Genomic DNA, 20,981 nt, shown 5'->3' on the forward strand with positions numbered 1-20,981 from the left:
GCTCAGTCTGCCCTTGCGGTCCATGAATCGACCTAAGCTCGCGGCCATTGATGTCTTTACCCCATGACCACCAGTGTTGCCCTCGACTGGGTGGTTCAAGACGGCCAAAGACTTGCTGAATGTCGCCACGATCATCCTTTCTCGCTGTTGGGTCCTCAATCCCATGAGGGGCAATGGATCGTGCGCATCTGGATGCCGGAGGCAAGCCAAGTAGAGCTGCTTTGTGATGGCAGAACGACTGCCATGACAACGCCCAATCACTCCTGGATCTTCGAAGCAGCTCTCAACCAAGATCCCGGCCGCATATACCAGGTGCGGGTTAAACGCGCAGGAATCGTGCATGAGCAGCACGACCCCTGGGCCTTCCACGATGAATGGATGGGGGAGATGGACCGTCACCTCTTTGCGGAGGGCAACCATCACCACATTTGGCAACGCATGGGCGCCCACCTGATGGAGCGTGAGGGTGTTGAGGGAGTGATGTTCTGCCTCTGGGCACCCCATGCTTGCAGTGTGGCTGTTCTCGGAGAATTAAACGGATGGGATGGCCGTCATCATCCGATGCAGCGTCGCCAGGGAGGCCTTTGGGAGCTGTTTATTCCTGGGTTTAAAGAAGGGACCCTTTATAAATACGAAATCCGAACGCAGGAAGGCCATTGCTATCAGAAAGCTGATCCCTATGGTTTCCAGCACGAGGTGCGCCCAGCGACAAGCTCCGTAGTCGCGAGGCTTGATCGCTATCAATGGCAGGACGAGCAATGGATGCGGCAACGGGATAGTCGTAATGCTCTCGATCAGCCAATTTCTGTCTATGAAATGCATTTAGGCAGCTGGATTCATGCAGCAACAGATGAACCGTATATCGAGTTGGATGGCACGCCCCGGGCGCCGGTACCCGCTGCTGACATGAAGCCTGGAGCTCGTCTCCTGACCTATCCCGAACTAGCCGACCAGTTAATCCCCTACGTGAAAGATCGGGGATTCACCCACATTGAACTGATGCCAATCTCAGAGCATCCATTTGATGGCTCATGGGGATACCAGGTCACAGGGTGGTATGCACCCACCAGCCGATTTGGAAGTCCGGATGAATTCCGTGCATTTGTTGATCGCTGCCACGCCGAAGGTTTAGGTGTGATCATCGATTGGGTGCCAGGCCATTTCCCTAAGGATGGTCATGGCCTGGCCTTCTTTGATGGAACCCATCTCTACGAACATTCTGATCCACGCATTGGTGAACACAAGGAATGGGGCACGTTGATCTTCAACTACAGCCGCAACGAGGTTCGCAACTTTCTCGTTGCCAATCTTGTGTATTGGTTTGAGCAATTCCATATTGATGGTATTCGTGTTGATGCGGTGGCTTCGATGCTTTATCGCGACTATCTTCGACCTGATGGAGAATGGATTGCCAATGAAGATGGAGGGCGAGAAAATACAGAAGCAGTTCGATTCCTCCAACAGGCCAATCACGTTCTTTTCCAGCACTTCCCTGGAGCGCTTTCAATTGCGGAGGAGTCAACAACTTGGCCCATGGTTACTCAGCCCACCGATATGGGCGGGCTGGGATTCAATCTTAAATGGAATATGGGTTGGATGCATGACATGCTCGATTATTTCGAGTTAGATCCTTGGTTTAGGCAGTTTCACCAGAACAACATCACTTTTTCGATTTGGTATGCCTACACCGAAAACTTCATGCTGGCACTTAGTCATGATGAGGTTGTGCATGGTAAAAGCAATCTTCTCCATAAGATGCCAGGAGATGACTGGCAGAAATGTGCAAATGTTCGTGCATTGCTTGCCTATATGTGGACCCATCCTGGCAAGAAAACTATCTTCATGGGAATGGAATTTGGTCAACGATCGGAATGGAATGTATGGGGAGATCTGCAATGGGAGCTGTTGAAACATGATCCTCATAAGGGTCTGCAGAGATTGGTTGATGACCTCAACACTTTCTATAAAGCCGAGCCTGCTCTATGGAAAGATGATTTTGATCAATATGGATTCCAATGGATTGATTGCAATGATAATCGTCATTCTGTAATCAGCTTTATGCGTCGTGAAAGTAGTGGCGGAACTTGGCTTGTCGTCGTCGCCAACTTCACACCTCAAAGTCATTCAAATTACAGAATTGGCGTGCCTATGAGTGGCTATTATCAGGAAGTTTTCAACACAGATAGCTCTTGTTACGGCGGTAGAAACCTCGGCAATATGGGCGGTAAAAAAACTGATGAATTCAATATCCATGGATATGAGCAGTCTCTTGAACTCTGTCTACCAGCGCTGAGCGTGCTGGTCTTCCGTCATGACCCGAAGCGAAGTCTTTGAGTGCAGCCAAAGCCAATGAACATGTGACGAAGCTGCGTTCTCAACATCACTGATGGCCTGAACAACAACGGCCTTCAGGTAGGTTTTCTGACTGATCCTGACCCTTGTAATGAGCGACTCCCAGCCCTTATTGCTCCGCGCTGCGCGTGGTGAGTCGGTCGAGCGGACCCCTGTGTGGATGATGCGCCAGGCGGGACGCTACATGAAGGTTTACCGGGATCTCCGGGACCGTTACCCCAGTTTTCGAGAGCGTTCTGAAAATCCTGATCTCTCTTACCAGATCTCGATGCAGCCCTTTGAAGCATTCCAGCCTGATGGGGTGATTTTGTTCTCAGACATCCTCACTCCCTTGCCCGGCATGGGCATCGATTTCGACATCGTTGAAAGCAAGGGCCCCCTCATCCAAAAGCCGATTCGCAGCCTCAGTCAAATTGAGGCTCTTCAGCCATTGGAGCCAAACGCAACCATGCCTTTTGTAGGCGAGGTGCTCGGACGCCTGCGCGAGAGTGTTGGTAATAAGGCTGCTGTGCTGGGTTTTGTGGGGGCTCCCTGGACCCTTGCTGCCTATGTGGTTGAGGGCAAAAGCAGCAAGAATTACGCCGTGATCAAGGCGATGGCTTTCCAGCAGCCAGATCTTCTGCATCGTTTGCTCAACCATTTCGCTGAATCGATTGCCACTTATTTGCGTTATCAAATCGATTCCGGCGCCCAGGTCGTGCAGATGTTTGATTCCTGGGCCGGTCAGCTAAGCCCGGCCGACTACGACACCTTTGCAGCGCCTTATCAAAAAAGAGTCGTAGACCTGGTGAAATCCACTCATCCCGACACTCCAATGATTCTCTACATCTCCGGCAGCGCTGGAGTGTTGGAACGAATGGGGCGCACAGGTGTCGATATCATCTCTCTTGACTGGACTGTTGATATGGCCGATGGCTGCGCTCGACTTCCCGAGCACTTAGGTGTTCAAGGCAATGTTGACCCTGGCCTGTTGTTTGGAACACCAGAAGCGATTCGAGAGCGAATTGTCGATGCGGTTCGCAAGGCTCGAGGTCGCCGGCATATCCTCAACCTCGGCCATGGCATCCTGCCTGGAACACCTGAGGACAATGCCAAGGTGTTTTTCGAAACTGGCAAGACTGTTGACAATCTGATCGGATCTGCCGCTTGACTCCTGCCCGGATCCTGATCACAGGAGCAAGCGGCTGTGTTGGGCAGTACACAGCCTCCTGGCTACTTGAAAACTCCGATGCCGAGTTATTGCTCTGGCTCAGAGATCCGGCCAAACTCACGGCCATCTCAGCGCAACACCCACGTGTTCAACTGCTGGTAGGAGATTTACGTGATCCCTATTGTTTTGCTAATCAGCTAGCCACGGTCAGCCGTGTGATTCATACGGCAACGGCTTGGGGGGATCCAGAGCGAGCCCATCAAGTGAATGTTGTGGCTGTTAAAACTCTGCTCGGGCTTCTCAATCCAGAGGTTCTTGAGCAGATCACCTATTTCTCTACGGCAAGCATTCTCAACCGGGATCTTCAGCCATTGCCAGAAGCTCTTGCGTATGGCACTGAATACATTCAAACCAAGGCTCAGTGCCTCCAGGACCTTGAGCACCATCCGTTGGCTGATCGGATCGTGGCTGTTTTCCCTACGCTCGTTTTCGGGGGAAGGGTCGATGGTACGAGCCCATTCCCTACCAGCTATCTCACTGAAGGGTTAGTAGAAGCAAGCCGCTGGCTTTGGTTGGCACGCTGGCTAAGGGCTGATGCCAGCTTTCATTTCATTCACGCAGCTGATATTGCTTGCATATGTGGCCACTTGGCAACGAGCCCCAAACTCCTCAATCGAGAGGCTGGGCAGGGAGCTGTTCGGCGTTTGGTTATGGGTCAACCCTCGATCTCTGTGAATCAAGCTATAGCGACTCTTTGTCGCTGGCGTGGGCTTAGGCAGACGCCTGGCCTACCCCTCTGGGGTTGGCTGATTGAGGCTCTGATCAAGGTGCTGCCGATCGAAATCACTGCCTGGGATCGCTTCAGCATCAAACAAAGGCACTTTGTGCATGATCCAATTACGACACCAGAACGTGTCGGAGGTCACAGCCATGCAGCCACACTTGAAGCCGTGTTAGCCGATTCAGGGCTGCCGCAGCGCGGAAAACTTCACAATCAGGGCTAAAGTGTTCCTAGAAATCATGTAAGCCCTCATGGCCTCAATGCTTCGCTCTATCGCAGCAGCAGCCTGCACTTTGTTTTTGGTGATTGGGCTTGGAGTCTCTTCCGTTCAGGCTGCCACTACTGAAGTGAAACTAGGCAGCGATTCAGGCATGCTTGCTTTCGAACCAAGCTCTATAACGATTCAAGAAGGAGACACGATCAAGTTCGTCAATAATAATCTCGCCCCACATAACGCTGTATTTGAAGGCCACGATGAGTTAAGTCACTCTGATCTAGCCTTTGCTCCGGGTGAATCTTGGGAAGAAACATTCACAACAGCTGGCACTTATGATTTCTACTGTGAGCCCCATCGTGGCGCTGGCATGGTTGGAAAGGTTACTGTTGAATGAGTTAAATTAACTGACCGATAAGCAGGCATTAAAGACCCTAAAAATATCAAGCCTAAGGTAACTATTCTTTTTGTTTCTACATTTTTATTATTGGATGATATAGGTTTGATCACTCAATTATGCCTGCAAAGGTTTCTCGCTGGTTTGCAGGCGTCAAAGCTTGGATATATTATTAAACTAAGAATGTATATGATGCAATGACACGAGAGGGCCTGTCTGATCTTCTCCATGCCGCTGAGCACAGTTTAACGCTACGAGGCCAGTTGAAGAATTGCTCTAATGATCAGGAGTTAATAGATCTAGCTAAAGATTATGGTTTTCCTGTCAAGCTTTGCGACCTTCAAAATGAGGCTGAGTCACAGCAGATAGAGGATTGGTTTAGAAAAAGTAGAATCTCTCCAATTCGCAAATGATTGGCTTGAATGCAAGTGGCTACAAGTCTTTAAATATTTGCTGGTGAAATGGTTGAAGGTCACGGTGCTTATATTGAATTAAGGTATAAGTATGATTGGTGTCAGTAGTAATACATTTTGCTTAGAGTAAAGGATAAGCTAAATATTGGGTAGGCTGTTGTATTTGGATCAAGAGAATACTAAAAGTTTAAGCCATGAAGAGATGATCTAATCGTGCATAGATGGTTGATCTATAGGCTTCTTTAAACCAATAATTAAATACCTTAATGCATAGATGAAAGTTATTGATGACGAATTCAGCAATGAGGTTTGATTTGTCTCTTGGTGGTGCTTACCACACTCTGCCGAAAGAGCCGTACCAATCAGAACGGTTTACCGCTTGGCGCTAATGGTTAGTCGACATACGGTTGAATCAACGTAAAAGACCACATGCAACCTACGGCGGATCAATTTACCGAAAAAGGCTGGGCAGCAATCGTTTTGGCCCAACAACTTGCCCAACAACGCAAGCACCAGCAACTGGAAACAGAGCATTTGTTGTTGTCACTGCTCCAGCAAAACGCTTTGGCAGGAAGAATCCTAGAAAAAGCAGGTGTGTCGATCGGCAACTTGCAAACAGCCGTGGAGGCACACCTGCAAGAACAGCCCACTCTGCAGGCTGCGCCAGACTCTGTCTATTTGGGCAAGGGAGTCAATGATCTTCTCGATCAAGCTGAGAAACATAAGCAAGCTTTTGGCGATAGTTTCATCTCGATTGAACATCTGTTACTTGCATTGGCCGGGGACAATCGTTGCGGCCGCAAGTTGCTCAATCAAGCGGGCGTAGATGCCGGCAAACTAAAGGTTGCAATTGACGCGGTACGCGGAAACCAGAAGGTGACCGATCAGAACCCAGAAGGAACTTACGAATCTCTCGAAAAATATGGCAGAGACCTGACTGCTGCTGCTCGCGAAGGCAAACTCGACCCTGTCATCGGAAGGGACGATGAGATTCGACGCACGATTCAGATTCTTAGTAGGCGCACCAAAAACAACCCTGTCCTCATTGGGGAGCCAGGGGTGGGAAAAACTGCAATTGTTGAAGGCCTCGCACAGCGGATTGTTAATGGCGATGTACCTGCAGCCCTTCAGAACAGACAGTTAATCGCCCTTGATATGGGTGCTTTGATTGCAGGGGCGAAATATCGAGGTGAATTCGAAGAGCGACTCAAGGCGGTGCTCAAAGAAGTTACCGCCTCTGAAGGACAAATCGTACTTTTTATTGATGAAATCCATACTGTTGTAGGCGCTGGAGCGACCGGTGGGGCAATGGATGCCAGCAATCTGCTTAAGCCAATGCTGGCTCGAGGGGAACTGCGCTGCATTGGGGCAACGACCCTCGATGAGCACCGACAGCACATCGAAAAAGACCCCGCTTTAGAAAGAAGATTCCAACAAGTGCTTGTGGATCAACCCACAGTGCAAGACACGATCTCCATCCTGCGTGGTCTCAAAGAACGCTACGAAGTGCATCATGGTGTGCGCATTGCTGATAACGCCCTAGTTGCTGCAGCTGTGCTCAGTAGCCGATATATTGCCGATCGTTTTTTGCCAGATAAAGCCATCGATTTGATGGATGAATCTGCTGCACGGCTGAAAATGGAAATCACTTCCAAGCCTGAGGAAATTGATGAAATCGATCGCAAGATTGTGCAGCTCGAGATGGAGAAGCTTTCCCTAGGACGTGAGTCCGACTCCGTTAGCAAGGAAAGGTTGGAAAAACTAGAACGCGAACTTGCTGAATTAGCAGAGCAACAAAGTGCCCTCAATGCACAGTGGCAACAAGAAAAAGGTGCGATTGACGACCTTTCTTCGCTCAAAGAAGAAATCGAACGGGTGCAATTGCAAGTTGAGCAAGCCAAGCGCAGCTACGACCTCAACAAGGCAGCTGAACTGGAGTATGGAACTCTGGCGGGATTGCAGAAACAACTCAGCGAGAAAGAAACTGCCCTGGCCCAAGATGGAGAGGCAGGCGATAAATCACTGCTGCGAGAGGAGGTTACGGAAGACGATATTGCTGATGTCATCGCTAAATGGACCGGGATTCCCGTTGCCAAGCTTGTGCAGTCGGAAATGGAAAAGCTGCTTGGACTTGAAGCAGAACTCCACCAACGTGTGATTGGCCAAGAACAGGCTGTGCAAGCTGTTGCGGATGCGATTCAGCGTTCTAGGGCAGGTTTAAGTGATCCCAACCGCCCGATCGCAAGTTTTTTATTTCTAGGCCCCACTGGTGTCGGTAAAACGGAGCTATCCAAGGCATTGGCCTCTCAACTGTTTGACAGCGAGGCGGCTTTGGTTCGAATCGATATGTCTGAGTATATGGAGAAGCACAGTGTCAGCAGACTGATTGGGGCACCTCCGGGTTATGTCGGCTATGAGGCCGGTGGACAGCTCACCGAAGCCGTACGCAGACGCCCTTATGCGGTAATCCTGTTCGATGAAGTGGAGAAGGCACACCAAGATGTGTTCAATGTGATGTTACAGATCCTTGATGATGGACGTGTCACCGATGGTCAGGGTCGCACAGTTGATTTTACAAATACGGTGCTAATTCTTACCAGTAATATTGGTAGCCAGTCGATTCTCGACTTGGGCGGCGATGATAGTCAATACGGGGAAATGGAGCGGCGAGTTCATGATGCTTTGCACGCTCATTTTAGGCCTGAGTTTCTCAACCGCCTGGATGAAACAATCATCTTTCATAGTCTCAGGCGCGAGGAACTGCGTCAGATCGTTGCCCTTCAGGTCAATCGGCTGCGTGAGCGTCTTTGCGATCGCAAGCTTGGCCTAGAGATCAGTGATACAGCAGCTGATTGGCTCGCCAATGCTGGCTATGACCCTGTTTATGGGGCTAGACCCCTTAAGCGAGCGATCCAACGCGAGCTTGAAACTCCAATAGCCAAAAGTATCCTGGCGGGCCTTTATGGAGATAGTCAGATTGTGCATGTAGATGTGGATCAGGAGCGTCTGAGTTTTCGCTAATGCTTATCCCCTTCGCGCTCCCATTAGGGGAGTCGATCGAGCAAATTGATCAGAGCAAAGTCTTCGTCTCAAACCACGTAGGTGTTGCTTCATAGCAAGCTGCATTGGCTTCATTCTCACGCGCTTCTACCCGCCAGCAACAGCTGCGCCCACCATCTCGATCAAGCAGAAGGGCATTGGCCCATTGCCAAACCAGCTCTGCGCTGGACTCCATGCCTACGTTGTCCATCACCCTTAGATCAATAGCGCCTTGATCATTCAGGCTCTGCCATTGAGACAGGAGCGGATCATCAGCATTGGCGAGGAAGGTGTGATCGAATTGGTTGTTGAGTTGTTGTTCCAGATCCCGAAGACTGGAAAAGTCGACGACAAATCCGTAGGGATCAAGCTCTTGAGCTGCAAACCAAAAGGTAAAACTGCGGCTATAGCCATGCACAAATCGACAGTGTCCTGGATGACGCCATTGACGATGGCAGCAAGGATATCCAGAGAAATTCTTGCTACAAGTGTAAGCATTCTTCAGTGTCTTAGTCACGGTCGTTCATCCAGAGAGTTACTGCAGTTGGCGTGTGTTTTGAGATTATGTGTAGAGAGTGACTTTGATGTCGTGATTCAATCTATGTGACTATACGGATCAGCTTAAGCGACGAACAAAATCATCTTCAAATAGAAGCCAATCTTCAAGGCAATGCATTGTCATGCTTTCCATTGAAGGGAGTTGCCTAGGGGAATGTACTCTAGAGGCAAGATCTAAAGACTCATCTAAATTCTATGATTTAGACTCAAAGCTCTTGAGTTTGATTATTAACTCATTTGCAAAAGTGTATCTAATTGAACAAAAAATCTTCAGGCAGCATTTCGGCATGATTGCGGGTGTCCATTGATTTCTGATCAAGGTTTTCAATTTGCCGCCTCCAGTCCGAGTGCAAGAAGAAGCGTGATATTTGATGTTTTCGGCAATTGGCAAGTTCTTTTCAGCGGAAACCTAGGTCAGGCTCCTTTTGACAACATTAGATCTGTGATTGGTGGCAATATCTTGGATGGCGTTGCCTGGTGACAAAGGAGATATGAGAACTGGTAGGTACTAAATCTGGAGAATTGAATTGCTCAGATCTAAGAAGAGAGCAAGAATTGATTGAATTTATTTGCTTGGACCTGCTGCTAGTTAAAGATCGATGTAGCTTGTTTCTATACACCAGTAGAAATAAAATCGGAAAGGTGTCTGTTCAGAGCTTTATCGATGATATGATATAGTAATTGAAATTCAACTTATCAGTATTTGGAAGCTTCCCCTTCTATCTGAGCCTGAGACAAGCCATCTGCTTGATACTGAGACTGAATGCTTTGAGTAGCTCTTATCAGTCCGTAAGCCTACCCATCACCCCTTGATGTCTCTGGTGTCTGTTGATCCTGCCCCCTAGCCATGGCTAGGGATGAAATTTCTAATCAGCACCCATAGGATTCGAGATGCTGATGCACTGCTCCATCCGCTTCCAGGTTAAAAGGCCTTAGGAGGGGCGGATCATGCGAGAGCGAAGCAGTTGATGACTCGTTTGGTGCTGAGGGATGATTGCACGGCCGCTCCTGCGCTCCTTGAGGACGAATGCAACCCCTCAGCCCCGCCTTCATCGACCAACTTTGTTTTGACGATATTGGTTTGATTCCAGCGATCTCCCAAGACTGGCTTGATGGAGCCGTTCTGATGATGGCCTGGATGAATCGCACTGCCTTGGAGCAGACATTAAAGAGTGGCCAAGTTCATTACTGGAGCCGCTCGCGTCAGGAGCTTTGGCATAAAGGTGCCACGAGCGGTCATACGCAGACCCTTAAGGGAATTCGTTATGACTGCGATGCTGATGTGCTTTTACTCAGTATCGAACAAACCGGTTTGGTCAGTTGTCATACCGGAGCGAGAAGCTGTTTCTTCGCAGAGGTAAACCAGCATTCGCAGGGAGACTCACTCACTCTTCCACCTCCGATGGATGCATGCAGTGAACTTTTTCAGGTGATTGATCAACGCCACACCACACCTGAAGCCAACAGTTATACAAACAAGCTTTTAGAAGGTGGAGACAATCGCATCCTCAAAAAAATTGGTGAGGAGAGTGCGGAATTTGTGATGGCTTGCAAAGACGACGATGCGAAGGCAATTGCTAATGAAGCGGCTGATCTTCTCTTTCATCTGCAAGTCGCTCTTGCCCACCATGGTGTGAACTGGAGAGATGTGCTTGAGGTGCTCGCTAATAGACGTGGAGCACCGCGTCGAAACTGAATGCTGAACTGTGGCTGATTGAGTGATTCTTTTTAGTGAAATTCCTATCAACGTGGTTGCCCAAAGTTGGTGGATTGTGAACGGATCCACTCAAGTGTGAGCCGATCTCTTTTGGAAACAGTCAAGACAGGCAATGCCTCCTGGGATACGGCCATGACATCGCCAGCATGATCACTGTGCCCCCATAGGCCAAAAGCATGACCTAGCTCATGCAAGGCTGTCGCTTGAAGGACAGGCGCTCTTAGTTCTGGTGAAACCATGACCTTCACTTTTGGCTCAAGTTGGGTTGCTTTTTTGCGTCGAGCCTCAATGATCGTCAGTAGACTGCGGCCATTGCTGGCACGCCAACCTGAGGGGAGCTGTCGCAGCGGAGGGCGTTTTCTAAACACCATTACATGAGCGCGTTCAATCTCAGCGACCCTCGTTAGTGGAATCACTTCAGACCAGCTATTGAATGCAGCATCCACAGCATTGGCCCATCGCTTTAACCAGCGATGGGCCGCAACAGAGCCTTTGGGGTTTGGTTCAATCCATACACACCAATGAGGCAAGCTTGGATAACCAAAACTGGTGGTCGCTAATTTGTCGACATACCCGAGCCCATTTCTGGACTCTGGTAATTGGAGACCACCATTTAAAACACGCACGTCTTGCGCTGGTGGACAGAGATCTGGAACCATTTGGATTATTGAGAAGGAAGGCCGACGCCGCGGGCCATCAGGGTTGCCAAAAGGGGAATGAATGCAAATCCAACGATTTCGATGTTGATGAACCAACCGAGGCGAGTCACTAACGAGGAACTCACTTCAGGCAGTTCTCCCTTGCGCAGTGGAATAGCCCAGAGGATATAGGTGACAGTTGGATAAAGAGAAAGAGTCCCCGCAACAATAAAGACTCCTACCTTCCACCAGAACAAAGGGTTTTGAGTATAAAAGTCACTTCCTTGGCCGAAATACAACACCCGCAGAATGCCGCTGATCAAAAGCGCCAAGCCTGCTACGCCATAAACGATGTCCGTGATGACCATCGCCGTGGCTTCTCCACGGTTTGGGGAAGCCTTCAACAGCTTTCGCTCAAGCACCAAGGCAGCAAAGCAAACCATGAAGCTCAGGTAGTGGACGTAGGCAATTCCAGCATTGTTGACAATCTCAGGCATGAGGAGGACTCCCAAGTGGATGGGAAGAATGAAATTCGTTTTGACGCTAGCGACATCAAGCTCAATGAACGGCTATCTCAATAGAAGAAGAGGGTGAGGGGGGTCTGCATCAATCAAAGCAACACGACATCCTGAAGAAACTGTTTAATAACGCATAAAAAGTTAATTCCGTACTCTTCCTTACGCAGTCAGGATGGAAACACTTTGGCTCTAGGTTCAATTAAGAGTTGAGTTCCAGATGGTGAGTTCTTTAAGTGCCTATCTTGGGGAGATCGGGCGCCATCAACTTCTGACACCTGAACAGGAACTGACAATGGGTCGGAAGGTTCAGGCCATGGTTGCGCTTACTGACCGCTGCCATCTTGCTGGTGGAGCAGGGCCCGAATGCGAATACTCAGATGATCAGCGCCTCACCATTCGTCGTGGTGAAAAAGCTAAGAATCAGATGATCACCGCCAATTTAAGACTTGTAGTGAATCTTGCCAAGCGCTACCAGGGCAAGGGGCTCGATCTTCTCGATCTGATTCAAGAAGGCACGCTTGGACTTACCAGAGCAGTGGAGAAATATGACCCAACCCGTGGCCATAGATTTTCGACTTATGCGTATTGGTGGATTCGCCAGGGGCTTAACCGCGCACTATCCACCCAGAGCAGGACGATACGAATTCCCGTCAATGTGAATGAGAAGCTAACCAAGTTAAGGGCAGCAAAGTCAAGACTGATGCAGAACAACGGCTTGCCTCCCACTGCTGAGCAATTGGCAAAAACCATGCGACTGCCGATGGCTGAAGTGGAAGATCTGCTCGCTTGTGAATTACGCAGTGTGACAGTGAGCCTTCAAGGAGTTGTGAAGTCAAAATCCGATCCTTCAGAACTTGCGGATGTCCTTCCCAGTGAAGAGATCCCTCCTATGGAGCGTGCCGAAATGTCGGAAAGAACTGCATCTGTATGGACTTTGCTCAATCGTGCGAACCTCACTCCTAAAGAACGGATGGTGGTCACACTTCGTTTTGGCCTCGACGGATCTCATGAATGGCGCACTCTCGCGGAAGTTGCACGACATATGAGTTGCAGTCGCGAATACTGCAGGCAGGTAGTACAAAGGGCACTGCGAAAACTGCGCAAAGCAGGAATTCAGAGTGGTTTGGTAGAAAGCAGCCTCTAAGCGATAAAACTCACTGAAAAGTAGGAAATCCGCCCCAAGAAGGGGCGGAGCTCATCTTATGAATCCCCATAAATCAGGTAAAAATGGAATGACATCGGCGCCGACAAACCATGGTTGATGAGGCCACCGCAACTCACACCACCGTCGATGCAACGGTGCTGGAAAGTTCCGTTATTGATCAGAGTCTGTTTCAAAAGGTGTTGCGTCAGGCTGGGCGAAGCCTTGCAAGGCCGGCCTTAGAAGCTTTGGAAATGCTCCTGGATGCATCAACACCTGCACAGGCCAGACTCACCATGCTCGCGGCACTGACCTACCTCATCATGCCCATTGATTTGGTGCCAGATTTGATCCCTGTAGCAGGATTTAGTGATGACCTTGTTGCACTTACCGCAGTCGTAGGCCTCTGGAGCAATCACATGACCCCCCAGATTCGTGATCGTGCCCGACGCAAACTAGATCGGTGGTTTCCAGTTGGCGGCTGATGTCAGGGTGGTCTGGTCAAGTTGAAGATGAGCTGACCCTCCTGTTGAAGGATTGGTTGAAGCAGCAGGGACGTACTCAGGCAGACCTGCGTCGAAGCCTTCAGGCTGTATCGACTCGCATGCCTGCCTTGCTTGAGGTCTTGGAACGTGAACATCGCCTGGGAGGAATACCACGGGTGGCGGCACGTCTATGTGAAATTGAAGCGGAATGGGTTGGAACGAATGCATCATCTCCATCCGACAACCAAAAAGATGCCGATCCTTTCAGCCAACTAGACCTACTTCTGCAAGAAATCCGCGATGACTGCGGCAGCTGAACCAGATGACAGGCAAAGTGGATCTGAATGACTGTTTCATCATGCGTTTGCCATTACTTGTGACTTGCCTAGGAATGACTGCCAGTCTGCAATTAGCTGCTCCTTTAAGCCTGCAGGCACAGTCGGAGGGTTGGCTACTTGGACCAAATAGCCGTACAGGTGAAAACAGCAAAGTCGTGCCCAGCAACTGTATTGAAGAGGCCGATGGATCCATTACCTGCGATACCAAACTTGAGAATCCCAGCGGCGATACCCCGGCTCGGCCTTCCTACAATCCATTCAATAACTGAGATCCGCCTTGTGCCGTCTCAAGCGGGCAATGCCTTCATTCCTCAACCTAGTGGATTGGGGAGAAAGAGTAATTGTCAAGGTTCTCACAATGATCACCGTTGTTGTGATCATTGCGGCATTGATACAGCTCATCGTGAATGTTGGCAATGAATTGTTCGTTGATTCACAGCAGAGCTGGCTTGGAGATGACTTAATCAAGGTTCTTGGTGATCTGTTAACTGTGCTGATTGCTCTTGAAGTGCTTCAGAACGTCACCAGTTATCTCCGCCGCCACGTGGTACAGATTGAGCTGGTGCTTGTTACAGCGCTGACAGCCGTGGCGCGCAAAGTGATCGTGTTGCCACCAGGATCTGATGATAAACCTCAGTTACTGGCTGGACTGGGGATTGCCTCGATTGCTTTGGCCGGGGCTTATTGGCTGGTTAAGAGAGCGACAATTGATCCGGCCTTTTCTGCTCGTTCCAGAACAAAGCCAACCAAATTGTCCCAGGGTGAGGATCAGTTCGTTCCACACGATGCAGACGGTGAGGGGCCAAATGCAGCTGATCTCCCACGCTGAGATCAACCCACACATCGGGATTTTTCAGTTGCATACGTGCACTCCCCTTCATTAGCACAATCCATTCGTGATCAGCCTGGTCATACCAGAACCCCTCTGGACTAGATGCAGCACAAGAGAGAATTAGCTCTAGCCGCCAATTTGAACCAGCGTGGAGAAGATGCTGTTGTTCCTGTCCTTGTGGAGGTAATGGCCGCGTTAGTAGATTGGCATCGGAAGAAAGCTGCTCGACAGGCTCAAGTTCACCCCAACGGCGTCCAATCTCAAAGCCCCAAGATCGAGCTAACTTCACCACTTGATTGTGATCTCCACAAGCGGCTAGCAGCTCTCGTCGGCCAGGGACAGTTTCTAGCGACTGAATCATTTTTTGAAGCTGTTGCACCTTGTCGAGGAATCGGTAGAGATCCTGTTCTGCCATCCACTTCTCCAGAATTCATTTTCAACTAATGATGCTGATAACAAATTGTTCAAGGCATCAGCGAAATTTTTTTGGTTGCCTCATCCACTTTGATCATCACAACACGCATAGAAATACTCAACCATGAAAACCTTTGACGAGGATTCACAACCTATTTCCATGCCTTGCATCAGCCAGCCTATGAGAGCAGTGAACAGCAGTTGATTCGGCTCGGGATCTGCTCGAGGCCTTTGTGATACCCCAGTCCTCTCTTTCACGGGGGTGCCAAGCCCATGCGCAACTGTTAAAGCGGTATCAGCAGATCACAACAGATCGCTACGGCAGACTTAGGCGTTACTGCTGATGATTGCATGAACCTACAGATTCGTCTGAGGCGACTTGTATTTGAACTTGGGGGCCAAACTGCAGGATTATTAATCCTGATCTCTACACTCTTGATCCATCCTATTGGCACCATTGCATTGGATACCGATGCTGGAGGATCGTTATTCAAGCAACACTGTTCAGGGTGTCATGTAAATGGTGGCAATATCATCCGACGTAACAAAACCCTTAGGCTCAAAGCACTAGAGCGCAATGGTCTAGATAATCCTCAAGCAATCGCCAGAGTGGCTCGAGAAGGAATCGGGCAAATGTCTGGCTACGAGGATGTTCTCGGCGATAGTGGAGATCAGCTCGTGGCGGCCTGGATATGGGCTCAAGCTCAGAATGCTTGGACCCAAGGGTAAACCTCAAGAGAGGTCCATATGCCTTCCTTCCAGTAAACGTCTTGCTCTAGAAGCTTCCTAACAACATCAAGACTTGCGGCTTCGAAAATCCCAAAAACATGAGTGCTCCCTTCTGTTGGACCAAGAGTGATCAGAATGCCCTGTTTCTTAAGAGTGGTAAGCCTATTGAGGTGTTCTTCACGAAAAGGGTTTCGCTTTTCAAGTGCGTTCTCGCAGTAAGTACCCCAAAGAACAAATCGTGCCATGTCTGCTGCGTAAAACTCATCGCTAAAATTTGTCTCTTAAAGGATGGCACAAATGGGTAACTAAACGCTATGTTGTTGAAGTAGATTTCCATTTTACAAATCATGCTCACCGGCAGCGACCTCCTCACGAAAGTCAAAGACCTGGGTGATGTCAGCAAATCAGATCTTGTTCGCGCCTGTGGCTACGTCTCCACGAAGAAGGATGGTGGAGAACGCCTTAATTTCACTGCTTTCTACGAAGCTCTACTAGAAGCTAAAGGTGTAAGCCTTGGTATAACTGGTGTTGCAGGTATCGGTAAGGGTGGACGCAAGCTTAGTTATGTAGCGACTGTTCAGGGCAATGGCAATCTATTGATTGGCAAGGCCTATACAGCCTTACTTGATCTCAAGCCTGGCGATGAGTTTGAAATCAAGCTTGGACGCAAGCAGATTCGCCTAGTTCCCGCTGGAGGAAGCGACGAAGACGACGATTGATTCATATTTTGAGCTAAGGGAGATTCGGAGAAGATCGTTCCAACCTCATTTGAATCACGCAAGCCCTGGAAATCTTCCAGGGCTTTTTTTGTTGTGTCTTAAGGCAGGATGATAGATATGAGCAAGTTAAAACTCATCCAGCAGCGTTGCGCAGCTCCTTGCAGAAAAGACCCGCTTCTTGAGCAACTAATCCAGGAGTCGCAGCAGCCATTCGTTTCACTAGAGCACTGCCAACAATGGCTCCATCAGCACCCCAACTTCGCACCTGCCGTACTTGCTGAGGCCCAGAAATTCCAAATCCGACTGCTACAGGATTGGAGCCGGACAACTTGAGTTGCTGCACCAAGGATTGAACACGATCCTCCATTACAGAACGTTCGCCAGTAACTCCCGTCACGCTTACTAAATAGGTAAAACCCCTGCTGCTTTCTGCAATCCTTGCCATACGCTCCGCAGGTGTAGTAGGAGCCACCAGAAGAACCAGATCAAGTCCACGAGCAGAAGCCAAGGGAGAAAGGCGCTCAGCTTCCTCGAGTGGAAGATCTGGGACCACAAGACCGGCAACTCCAGCCTCAGCAGCTTCATCACAGAAACGCTCCATACCCCGGTTGAACAATGGATTGGTGTAGGTGAACAGGATCACAGGAATGGAAAGTTTGCCCCGCAAGTCACTCAACATCTGCAAGACCCGAGCTGGTGTCGAACCAGAAGCCAGTGCTCGAGAAGCAGCCGCCTGAATTACCGGACCATCGGCGAGAGGATCGCTATAGGGAATGCCCAGCTCGATCATGTCCGCGCCAGATTGCTCCAGGCTGAGCAATACCTCAGCAGTGGTTTCCAGATCAGGATCACCAGCCATTAGGAATGGCATGAGTGCAAGGCGTCCCTCAGCTTGTACTCGTTGGAAGCGACTGCTGATTGTGGCGTGTGTATTGGATTTAGGTGCTAAGAAATCTGCCATAGCAATCAATTAGAAGAAGGCGTGAGGGGGGCAAACGCCCTAGAACCTATGGGTCAGAGGGGGCTTGTTGCTTAGGATTCTCATCCTCAATATCCTTCAGTAAGGAAACTTTCTCAGCATCAGGTAATGCATCGAAGCGAGTCTGAAGTTCAGCAGCTGATAGATTTTCATAGGCCTGTTGATAATGTCGCCGTTGCTGCATGAAGGTCATATTCCCTGAAACCACTCGAAGTAGATATGATCCCGTCCAGGCGACAACAACCACAACAAGAAGTGATTGAGCAGCGATACCGGCAGAAATACTATCCAGGCCAGCAAATCTCAATACACTGTAAGCGATGCCCCCGAGTATCAAAATAAGAAAGCCCAGCTGAATGACCTTGGCACGCGTCATATGTTCAAACCTCTCCTTGACCATTAAGGCGAAGATTTAAAAAAGGCGCGAATAGAATTAAACCGGGAAAGAATAGGAACACCATCCCGTAGGCGCTTAGACGCTCGAATTTGCCCATACAGTGCCACCGTCTGTTCATCCAGGAATAGAGGAGCAAAGGGACAACAATCAAATAGAGGCTGCCTAACAAGGCATAGGCAGCGAGCACCATCAGCGAGTTGATCGAGATTGGACTGGTGACGGCCTGTAGAAACACTGTCAGCAAACTGCTTCGTGTAAATCTAGGATGCCATTGCGGGCCTTGGCCCAGCCATTGCCGGGGGCATGGCGGAATTGGTAGACGCAAGCGACTTAAAATCGCTTGTCCTGAAAAGGACGTGGGGGTTCAAGTCCCCCTGCCCCCACTGGTGATCATCGCAACGAGCCAAATATTTTCCCCATTTGGGTAGAGATTCAAGTTGCTAGCCAGACCCCAATCGGATCCTTGATTGCCAGGCCGAGCAATGGTGCAATTAATGCTCTCCAATGCGTGCTTTATCAATCAACCGAAACAGACCAGCCCAACAGTTCGCCAGCATGAAATGGAACTAAGTGTTCAGAAGAATCTGCGTTCGTCTGTCCGCTAAAAGTAGCTGGTACAACATGAGCTCGTCGTATCAGTTTGATTGAGGTGTTATTGAGGGGCAATCCATAGAAAGCTGGACCGTATTCACTGGAGAAGGCCTCAAGACGATCAAGTGCTCCTTCCTGCTCAAAGACTTCGGCATAACTTTCCATCGCATAATGAGCATTGAAAATGCCACCACAACTACAAGCACTCTCCTTTGCAGAGCGAGGGTGTGGTGCCGAATCAGTGCCAAGGAAAAAGCATGGTTTGCCACTTGTCGCTGCTCGACGCAGGGCGAGTCGATGGCGTTCACGCTTGGCTACTGGTAAGCAGTAGAAATCACTACGAAAACCACCGAGGAACATTGCATTGCGGTTGATATGTAAATGATGAGGAGTGATAGTGGCTGCCAAATTCGGTCCACCTGTTTCCACGAACTGAACTGCCTCTTGAGTCGTGATGTGCTCCATCACTACACGAAGATTTGGATGACGCGCTATTAGTGGAGCCAGGTGGTGCTCAATAAAAAAGGCTTCTCTATCGAAAATGTCGATATTGACATCGCTTACCTCACCATGAACGAGCAATGGCATCCCAATTTTCTCCATCGTCTCTAGAAGTGAGTTAATCGCGCTTAGATCACTGACTCCCTGCTCGGAATTAGTTGTGGCATTGGCTGGATAAAGCTTGGCGGCGATGAAAACATGCTGTTCATGCCCTTGCTCTAAAACATCTGCAGCCAAGCTCTCGTTGAGGTAGGCAGTCATCAATGGCGTAAACGGAGTACCCTCAGGAACGGCTGACAAGATCTGGTCGCGATAGTTTTTTGCTGCTTCTACACTCGTGATCGGTGGCCTGAGATTGGGCATCACGATTGCTCGTCGAAACACCCGCGCTGTGCTGCCGAGCACCGCATGCAGCATGGCACCATCCCTCAGATGGACATGCCAGTCATCCGGTTGACGCAAAATGAGTTGGTCGGGCAAAGAATCCAAAGTCATCAACCCAGAATGAGGTGTAGAGATTTCAGCACCGAAGCAAGACCCAAAAATAAATTTGCTGTGATACACCCTTTCAGGAAGTGCTCCGAAAGATGATGTTTTCGACGTTATGGCTCAGTCATTTCTGAGAACAGGTAATGACATTGTGTTCTCATGAGAGAGCCTTGGCCAGCGCAGAAGAGCAAGAAGCGAAAATCAAGATCATCGATAGAAGCATTTTTGCAGCGTTACGCTTTCTACGTACAGCGACATCTGAGAATCAGCGTTGGTTCGATTGAGCAACAGCGAATCTTGCAAGTATGAAGACCAAAACCTTAAGATCGTCTTACGCAAGCAACCATGATTTTTGAGAGAGAGGGTCAGGGTTTGCGTTCAGATGCAGAATCCCTTTAGTCCGTTCGGATCACATGCCGCAATTCCTTGAACCGGCTTTACAAGTGCTGGCAGGAATCGGCCTGTTGTTTGGGGGCGGAGAACTGTTTGTGCAGGGTTCCGTCGCCCTTGCACTGATCTTCGGTATACCCGAACTTGTGATCGGTCTCACTGTGGTGGCCTTGGGTACATGTGCCCCTGAGCTGTTCGTCAGTGTGAGTTCAGTGCTCAAGGGCTCCGATGCCCTGGCCGTGAGCAATGTGGTTGGTAGCAATATTTTTAATGTGATGGTGGTGCTCGGCAGCAGTGCCCTTGTGCTGCCACTCAGGGTGGAGAGTCGTTTAGTGCGACGTGATGTTCCTCTGCTACTAGCGGTGTCTGCAGCCGTATGGGGAATGGCTTCAGTAGGTCGTGTGACATGGCAGGCCGGAGTAGCCCTCTTGATAGCTCTCGTGATCAATTCTGTATGGGAAATCCGTACGGCCCGGGAGGAACCGGATGGAATGGTGGAGGCTGAGCCGCAGATTAATAGTGAAACTGCCAATGGTGGTTGGATCAAAGCTTGTATTCGCCTTTTGCTTGGCATCCTGTTGTTGACAGTCGGATCGAACCAGCTGGTTAAAGGGGCGAGCGATGCTGCTTCACTCTTAGGAGTGAGTGAGACCGTCATCGGACTCACGATTGTGTCTGCTGGCACCTCAATGCCGGAATTGTTCACATCTTTGGTGGCTGCTCTACGAGGCCGCACAGATCTTGCGATTGGCAATGTGGTGGGCAGCAGCTTGCTCAATCAACTTCTGGTCCTGAGCAGTTCTGCTTTGATCTCTGGTGGGGCTGGGCTGCAAGTCGATCGCTTGATCATTGAGCGAGATCTACCTGTGATGGTGCTCACCACGCTTGCCTGCATGCCAATTTTTTGGACCAGGGGACGAATTAGCCGGCTTGAAGGAGGGATCCTCGTAGGGCTCTACATTTTTTATGTGATCGATCAAGTTCTCCCCCGCACCCTACCCACTTGGCAGGATGGATTTCGATTAACAATGCTCTGCATTGTTCTACCGATTGTTCTCGTTATGATCGTGCTTCAAGCCTTGTTGTATTGGCGTCAACTGCGCAGAGAACGAATAACTCATAGTGTTGATTGATCTAGCAAACATCCTGCTGAAGATGCAGACTAATCGAGTCAACTGATTCGAAGATATCGATATCAT

General features: G+C 49.6%; 23 protein-coding genes, 1 tRNA gene and 1 pseudogene. 16 read left to right on the forward strand and 9 right to left on the reverse strand.

Going from position 1 to position 20,981, the window contains the following annotated elements; all coding sequences use genetic code 11:
* Positions 1 to 63 precede the first annotated feature (63 nt).
* The 6 genes from glgB to clpB all read left to right on the forward strand — a co-directional run bounded on the left by glgB (position 64) and on the right by clpB (position 8,328).
* On the forward strand, positions 64 to 2,334 hold the full coding sequence (glgB, locus tag SIB68_RS01365) for a 1,4-alpha-glucan branching protein GlgB (RefSeq protein WP_063399359.1): 2,271 nt from the start codon (positions 64 to 66) through the stop codon (positions 2,332 to 2,334).
* 109 nt (positions 2,335 to 2,443) lie between these two features.
* Positions 2,444 to 3,502 carry a uroporphyrinogen decarboxylase gene (gene hemE / locus SIB68_RS01370; protein ID WP_011129824.1) on the forward strand — a complete coding sequence of 353 codons (1,059 nt, stop codon included), beginning with the start codon at positions 2,444 to 2,446 and terminating at the stop codon, positions 3,500 to 3,502.
* Entirely contained in the window at positions 3,499 to 4,506 is a 1,008-nt protein-coding gene (locus SIB68_RS01375) for an NAD-dependent epimerase/dehydratase family protein (RefSeq protein ID WP_063399360.1), read from the forward strand. The genes hemE and SIB68_RS01375 overlap by 4 nt, the downstream gene beginning before the upstream one ends.
* Before the next feature lie 28 nt (positions 4,507 to 4,534).
* On the forward strand, positions 4,535 to 4,894 hold the full coding sequence (gene petE / locus SIB68_RS01380; RefSeq protein WP_063399361.1) for a plastocyanin: 360 nt from the start codon (positions 4,535 to 4,537) through the stop codon (positions 4,892 to 4,894).
* Positions 4,895 to 5,091: 197 nt separating this feature from the next.
* Positions 5,092 to 5,307 (forward strand): Nif11-like leader peptide family natural product precursor, encoded by a 216-nt coding sequence (locus SIB68_RS01385; protein WP_063397712.1) that lies wholly within the window; start codon positions 5,092 to 5,094, stop codon positions 5,305 to 5,307.
* 429 nt (positions 5,308 to 5,736) lie between these two features.
* Positions 5,737 to 8,328: an ATP-dependent chaperone ClpB gene (gene clpB / locus SIB68_RS01390; RefSeq protein ID WP_063399362.1), complete on the forward strand. Its 2,592-nt coding sequence runs from the start codon at positions 5,737 to 5,739 to the stop codon at positions 8,326 to 8,328.
* A gap of 49 nt (positions 8,329 to 8,377) precedes the next feature.
* Here the strand turns inward: clpB and SIB68_RS01395 are convergent, their stop codons facing one another.
* The gene (locus tag SIB68_RS01395) at positions 8,378 to 8,863 is read right to left on the reverse strand and encodes a 6-carboxytetrahydropterin synthase (protein WP_063419415.1); all 486 of its coding nucleotides are present in this window, start codon (positions 8,861 to 8,863) and stop codon (positions 8,378 to 8,380) included.
* 1,068 nt (positions 8,864 to 9,931) lie between these two features.
* Here SIB68_RS01395 and hisIE point away from each other — a divergent pair.
* On the forward strand, positions 9,932 to 10,600 hold the full coding sequence (hisIE, locus tag SIB68_RS01400; protein WP_063399364.1) for a bifunctional phosphoribosyl-AMP cyclohydrolase/phosphoribosyl-ATP diphosphatase HisIE: 669 nt from the start codon (positions 9,932 to 9,934) through the stop codon (positions 10,598 to 10,600).
* Positions 10,601 to 10,647: 47 nt separating this feature from the next.
* Here the strand turns inward: hisIE and SIB68_RS01405 are convergent, their stop codons facing one another.
* A complete protein-coding gene (locus SIB68_RS01405) occupies positions 10,648 to 11,280 on the reverse strand; it encodes a hypothetical protein (RefSeq protein WP_063399365.1) in 633 nt (210 codons plus the stop codon).
* 5 nt (positions 11,281 to 11,285) lie between these two features.
* Entirely contained in the window at positions 11,286 to 11,756 is a 471-nt protein-coding gene (locus tag SIB68_RS01410; RefSeq protein ID WP_011129834.1) for a DUF2214 family protein, read from the reverse strand.
* Between the two features lie 238 nt (positions 11,757 to 11,994).
* Here SIB68_RS01410 and SIB68_RS01415 point away from each other — a divergent pair, with 238 nt between their 5' ends.
* The 5 genes from SIB68_RS01415 to SIB68_RS01435 all read left to right on the forward strand — a co-directional run bounded on the left by SIB68_RS01415 (position 11,995) and on the right by SIB68_RS01435 (position 14,570).
* On the forward strand, positions 11,995 to 12,921 hold the full coding sequence (locus SIB68_RS01415) for an RNA polymerase sigma factor RpoD/SigA (protein ID WP_063399366.1): 927 nt from the start codon (positions 11,995 to 11,997) through the stop codon (positions 12,919 to 12,921).
* A 110-nt stretch (positions 12,922 to 13,031) separates the two neighbouring features.
* Positions 13,032 to 13,403, forward strand: a complete 372-nt coding sequence (locus SIB68_RS01420) for a YkvA family protein (protein ID WP_011129836.1) — start codon at positions 13,032 to 13,034, stop codon at positions 13,401 to 13,403.
* A complete protein-coding gene (locus tag SIB68_RS01425) occupies positions 13,403 to 13,720 on the forward strand; it encodes a hypothetical protein (protein ID WP_063399367.1) in 318 nt (105 codons plus the stop codon). Before SIB68_RS01420 ends, SIB68_RS01425 begins: the two co-directional genes overlap by 1 nt.
* A 5-nt stretch (positions 13,721 to 13,725) precedes the next feature.
* The gene (locus SIB68_RS01430) at positions 13,726 to 14,010 is read left to right on the forward strand and encodes a hypothetical protein (protein ID WP_063399368.1); all 285 of its coding nucleotides are present in this window, start codon (positions 13,726 to 13,728) and stop codon (positions 14,008 to 14,010) included.
* A 29-nt stretch (positions 14,011 to 14,039) separates the two neighbouring features.
* On the forward strand, positions 14,040 to 14,570 hold the full coding sequence (locus SIB68_RS01435; protein ID WP_063399369.1) for a phosphate-starvation-inducible PsiE family protein: 531 nt from the start codon (positions 14,040 to 14,042) through the stop codon (positions 14,568 to 14,570).
* On the opposite strand, the pseudogene SIB68_RS01440 reads toward SIB68_RS01435, so the two are convergent.
* Positions 14,533 to 14,988, reverse strand: a pseudogene (locus tag SIB68_RS01440) (Nif11 domain/cupin domain-containing protein); the annotation flags it as partial. The gene SIB68_RS01435 and the pseudogene SIB68_RS01440 overlap by 38 nt on opposite strands.
* A 350-nt stretch (positions 14,989 to 15,338) precedes the next feature.
* Here SIB68_RS01440 and SIB68_RS01445 point away from each other — a divergent pair.
* Positions 15,339 to 15,716, forward strand: a complete 378-nt coding sequence (locus SIB68_RS01445; RefSeq protein ID WP_063395700.1) for a c-type cytochrome — start codon at positions 15,339 to 15,341, stop codon at positions 15,714 to 15,716.
* Here the strand turns inward: SIB68_RS01445 and SIB68_RS01450 are convergent.
* Positions 15,692 to 15,961 (reverse strand): YciI family protein, encoded by a 270-nt coding sequence (locus SIB68_RS01450; RefSeq protein WP_063399371.1) that lies wholly within the window; start codon positions 15,959 to 15,961, stop codon positions 15,692 to 15,694. The genes SIB68_RS01445 and SIB68_RS01450 overlap by 25 nt on opposite strands.
* Before the next feature lie 102 nt (positions 15,962 to 16,063).
* Between SIB68_RS01450 and SIB68_RS01455 the strand changes: the two genes are divergently transcribed.
* Entirely contained in the window at positions 16,064 to 16,435 is a 372-nt protein-coding gene (locus tag SIB68_RS01455) for an AbrB family transcriptional regulator (RefSeq protein ID WP_011129843.1), read from the forward strand.
* A 133-nt stretch (positions 16,436 to 16,568) separates the two neighbouring features.
* Here the strand turns inward: SIB68_RS01455 and trpA are convergent, their stop codons facing one another.
* Genes trpA through SIB68_RS01470 form a run of 3 tightly spaced genes read right to left on the reverse strand, consistent with a single transcriptional unit; the run spans position 16,569 to position 18,001 of the window.
* Positions 16,569 to 17,396 carry a tryptophan synthase subunit alpha gene (gene trpA / locus SIB68_RS01460; protein WP_063399372.1) on the reverse strand — a complete coding sequence of 276 codons (828 nt, stop codon included), beginning with the start codon at positions 17,394 to 17,396 and terminating at the stop codon, positions 16,569 to 16,571.
* A 46-nt stretch (positions 17,397 to 17,442) separates the two neighbouring features.
* Positions 17,443 to 17,790 carry a DUF3007 family protein gene (locus SIB68_RS01465; protein ID WP_063399373.1) on the reverse strand — a complete coding sequence of 116 codons (348 nt, stop codon included), beginning with the start codon at positions 17,788 to 17,790 and terminating at the stop codon, positions 17,443 to 17,445.
* 4 nt (positions 17,791 to 17,794) lie between these two features.
* A complete protein-coding gene (locus tag SIB68_RS01470; RefSeq protein ID WP_413682009.1) occupies positions 17,795 to 18,001 on the reverse strand; it encodes an NAD(P)H-quinone oxidoreductase subunit L in 207 nt (68 codons plus the stop codon).
* Positions 18,002 to 18,108: 107 nt separating this feature from the next.
* Here SIB68_RS01470 and SIB68_RS01475 point away from each other — a divergent pair.
* Positions 18,109 to 18,194: transfer RNA gene (locus tag SIB68_RS01475), tRNA-Leu, on the forward strand.
* A gap of 133 nt (positions 18,195 to 18,327) precedes the next feature.
* On the opposite strand, the gene pyrC is transcribed toward SIB68_RS01475, so the two are convergent.
* Positions 18,328 to 19,392, reverse strand: coding sequence for a dihydroorotase (gene pyrC, locus SIB68_RS01480; RefSeq protein ID WP_063399411.1), 1,065 nt, complete (start codon positions 19,390 to 19,392; stop codon positions 18,328 to 18,330).
* A 413-nt stretch (positions 19,393 to 19,805) separates the two neighbouring features.
* On the opposite strand from pyrC, the gene SIB68_RS01485 reads away from it, so the two are divergent.
* Positions 19,806 to 20,915: a calcium/sodium antiporter gene (locus tag SIB68_RS01485; protein WP_063399374.1), complete on the forward strand. Its 1,110-nt coding sequence runs from the start codon at positions 19,806 to 19,808 to the stop codon at positions 20,913 to 20,915.
* The last annotated feature ends 66 nt before the right edge of the window (positions 20,916 to 20,981 follow it).

Source organism: Prochlorococcus sp. MIT 1323 (genome assembly GCF_047304905.1).
Lineage (GTDB): Bacteria > Cyanobacteriota > Cyanobacteriia > PCC-6307 > Cyanobiaceae > Prochlorococcus > Prochlorococcus marinus_D.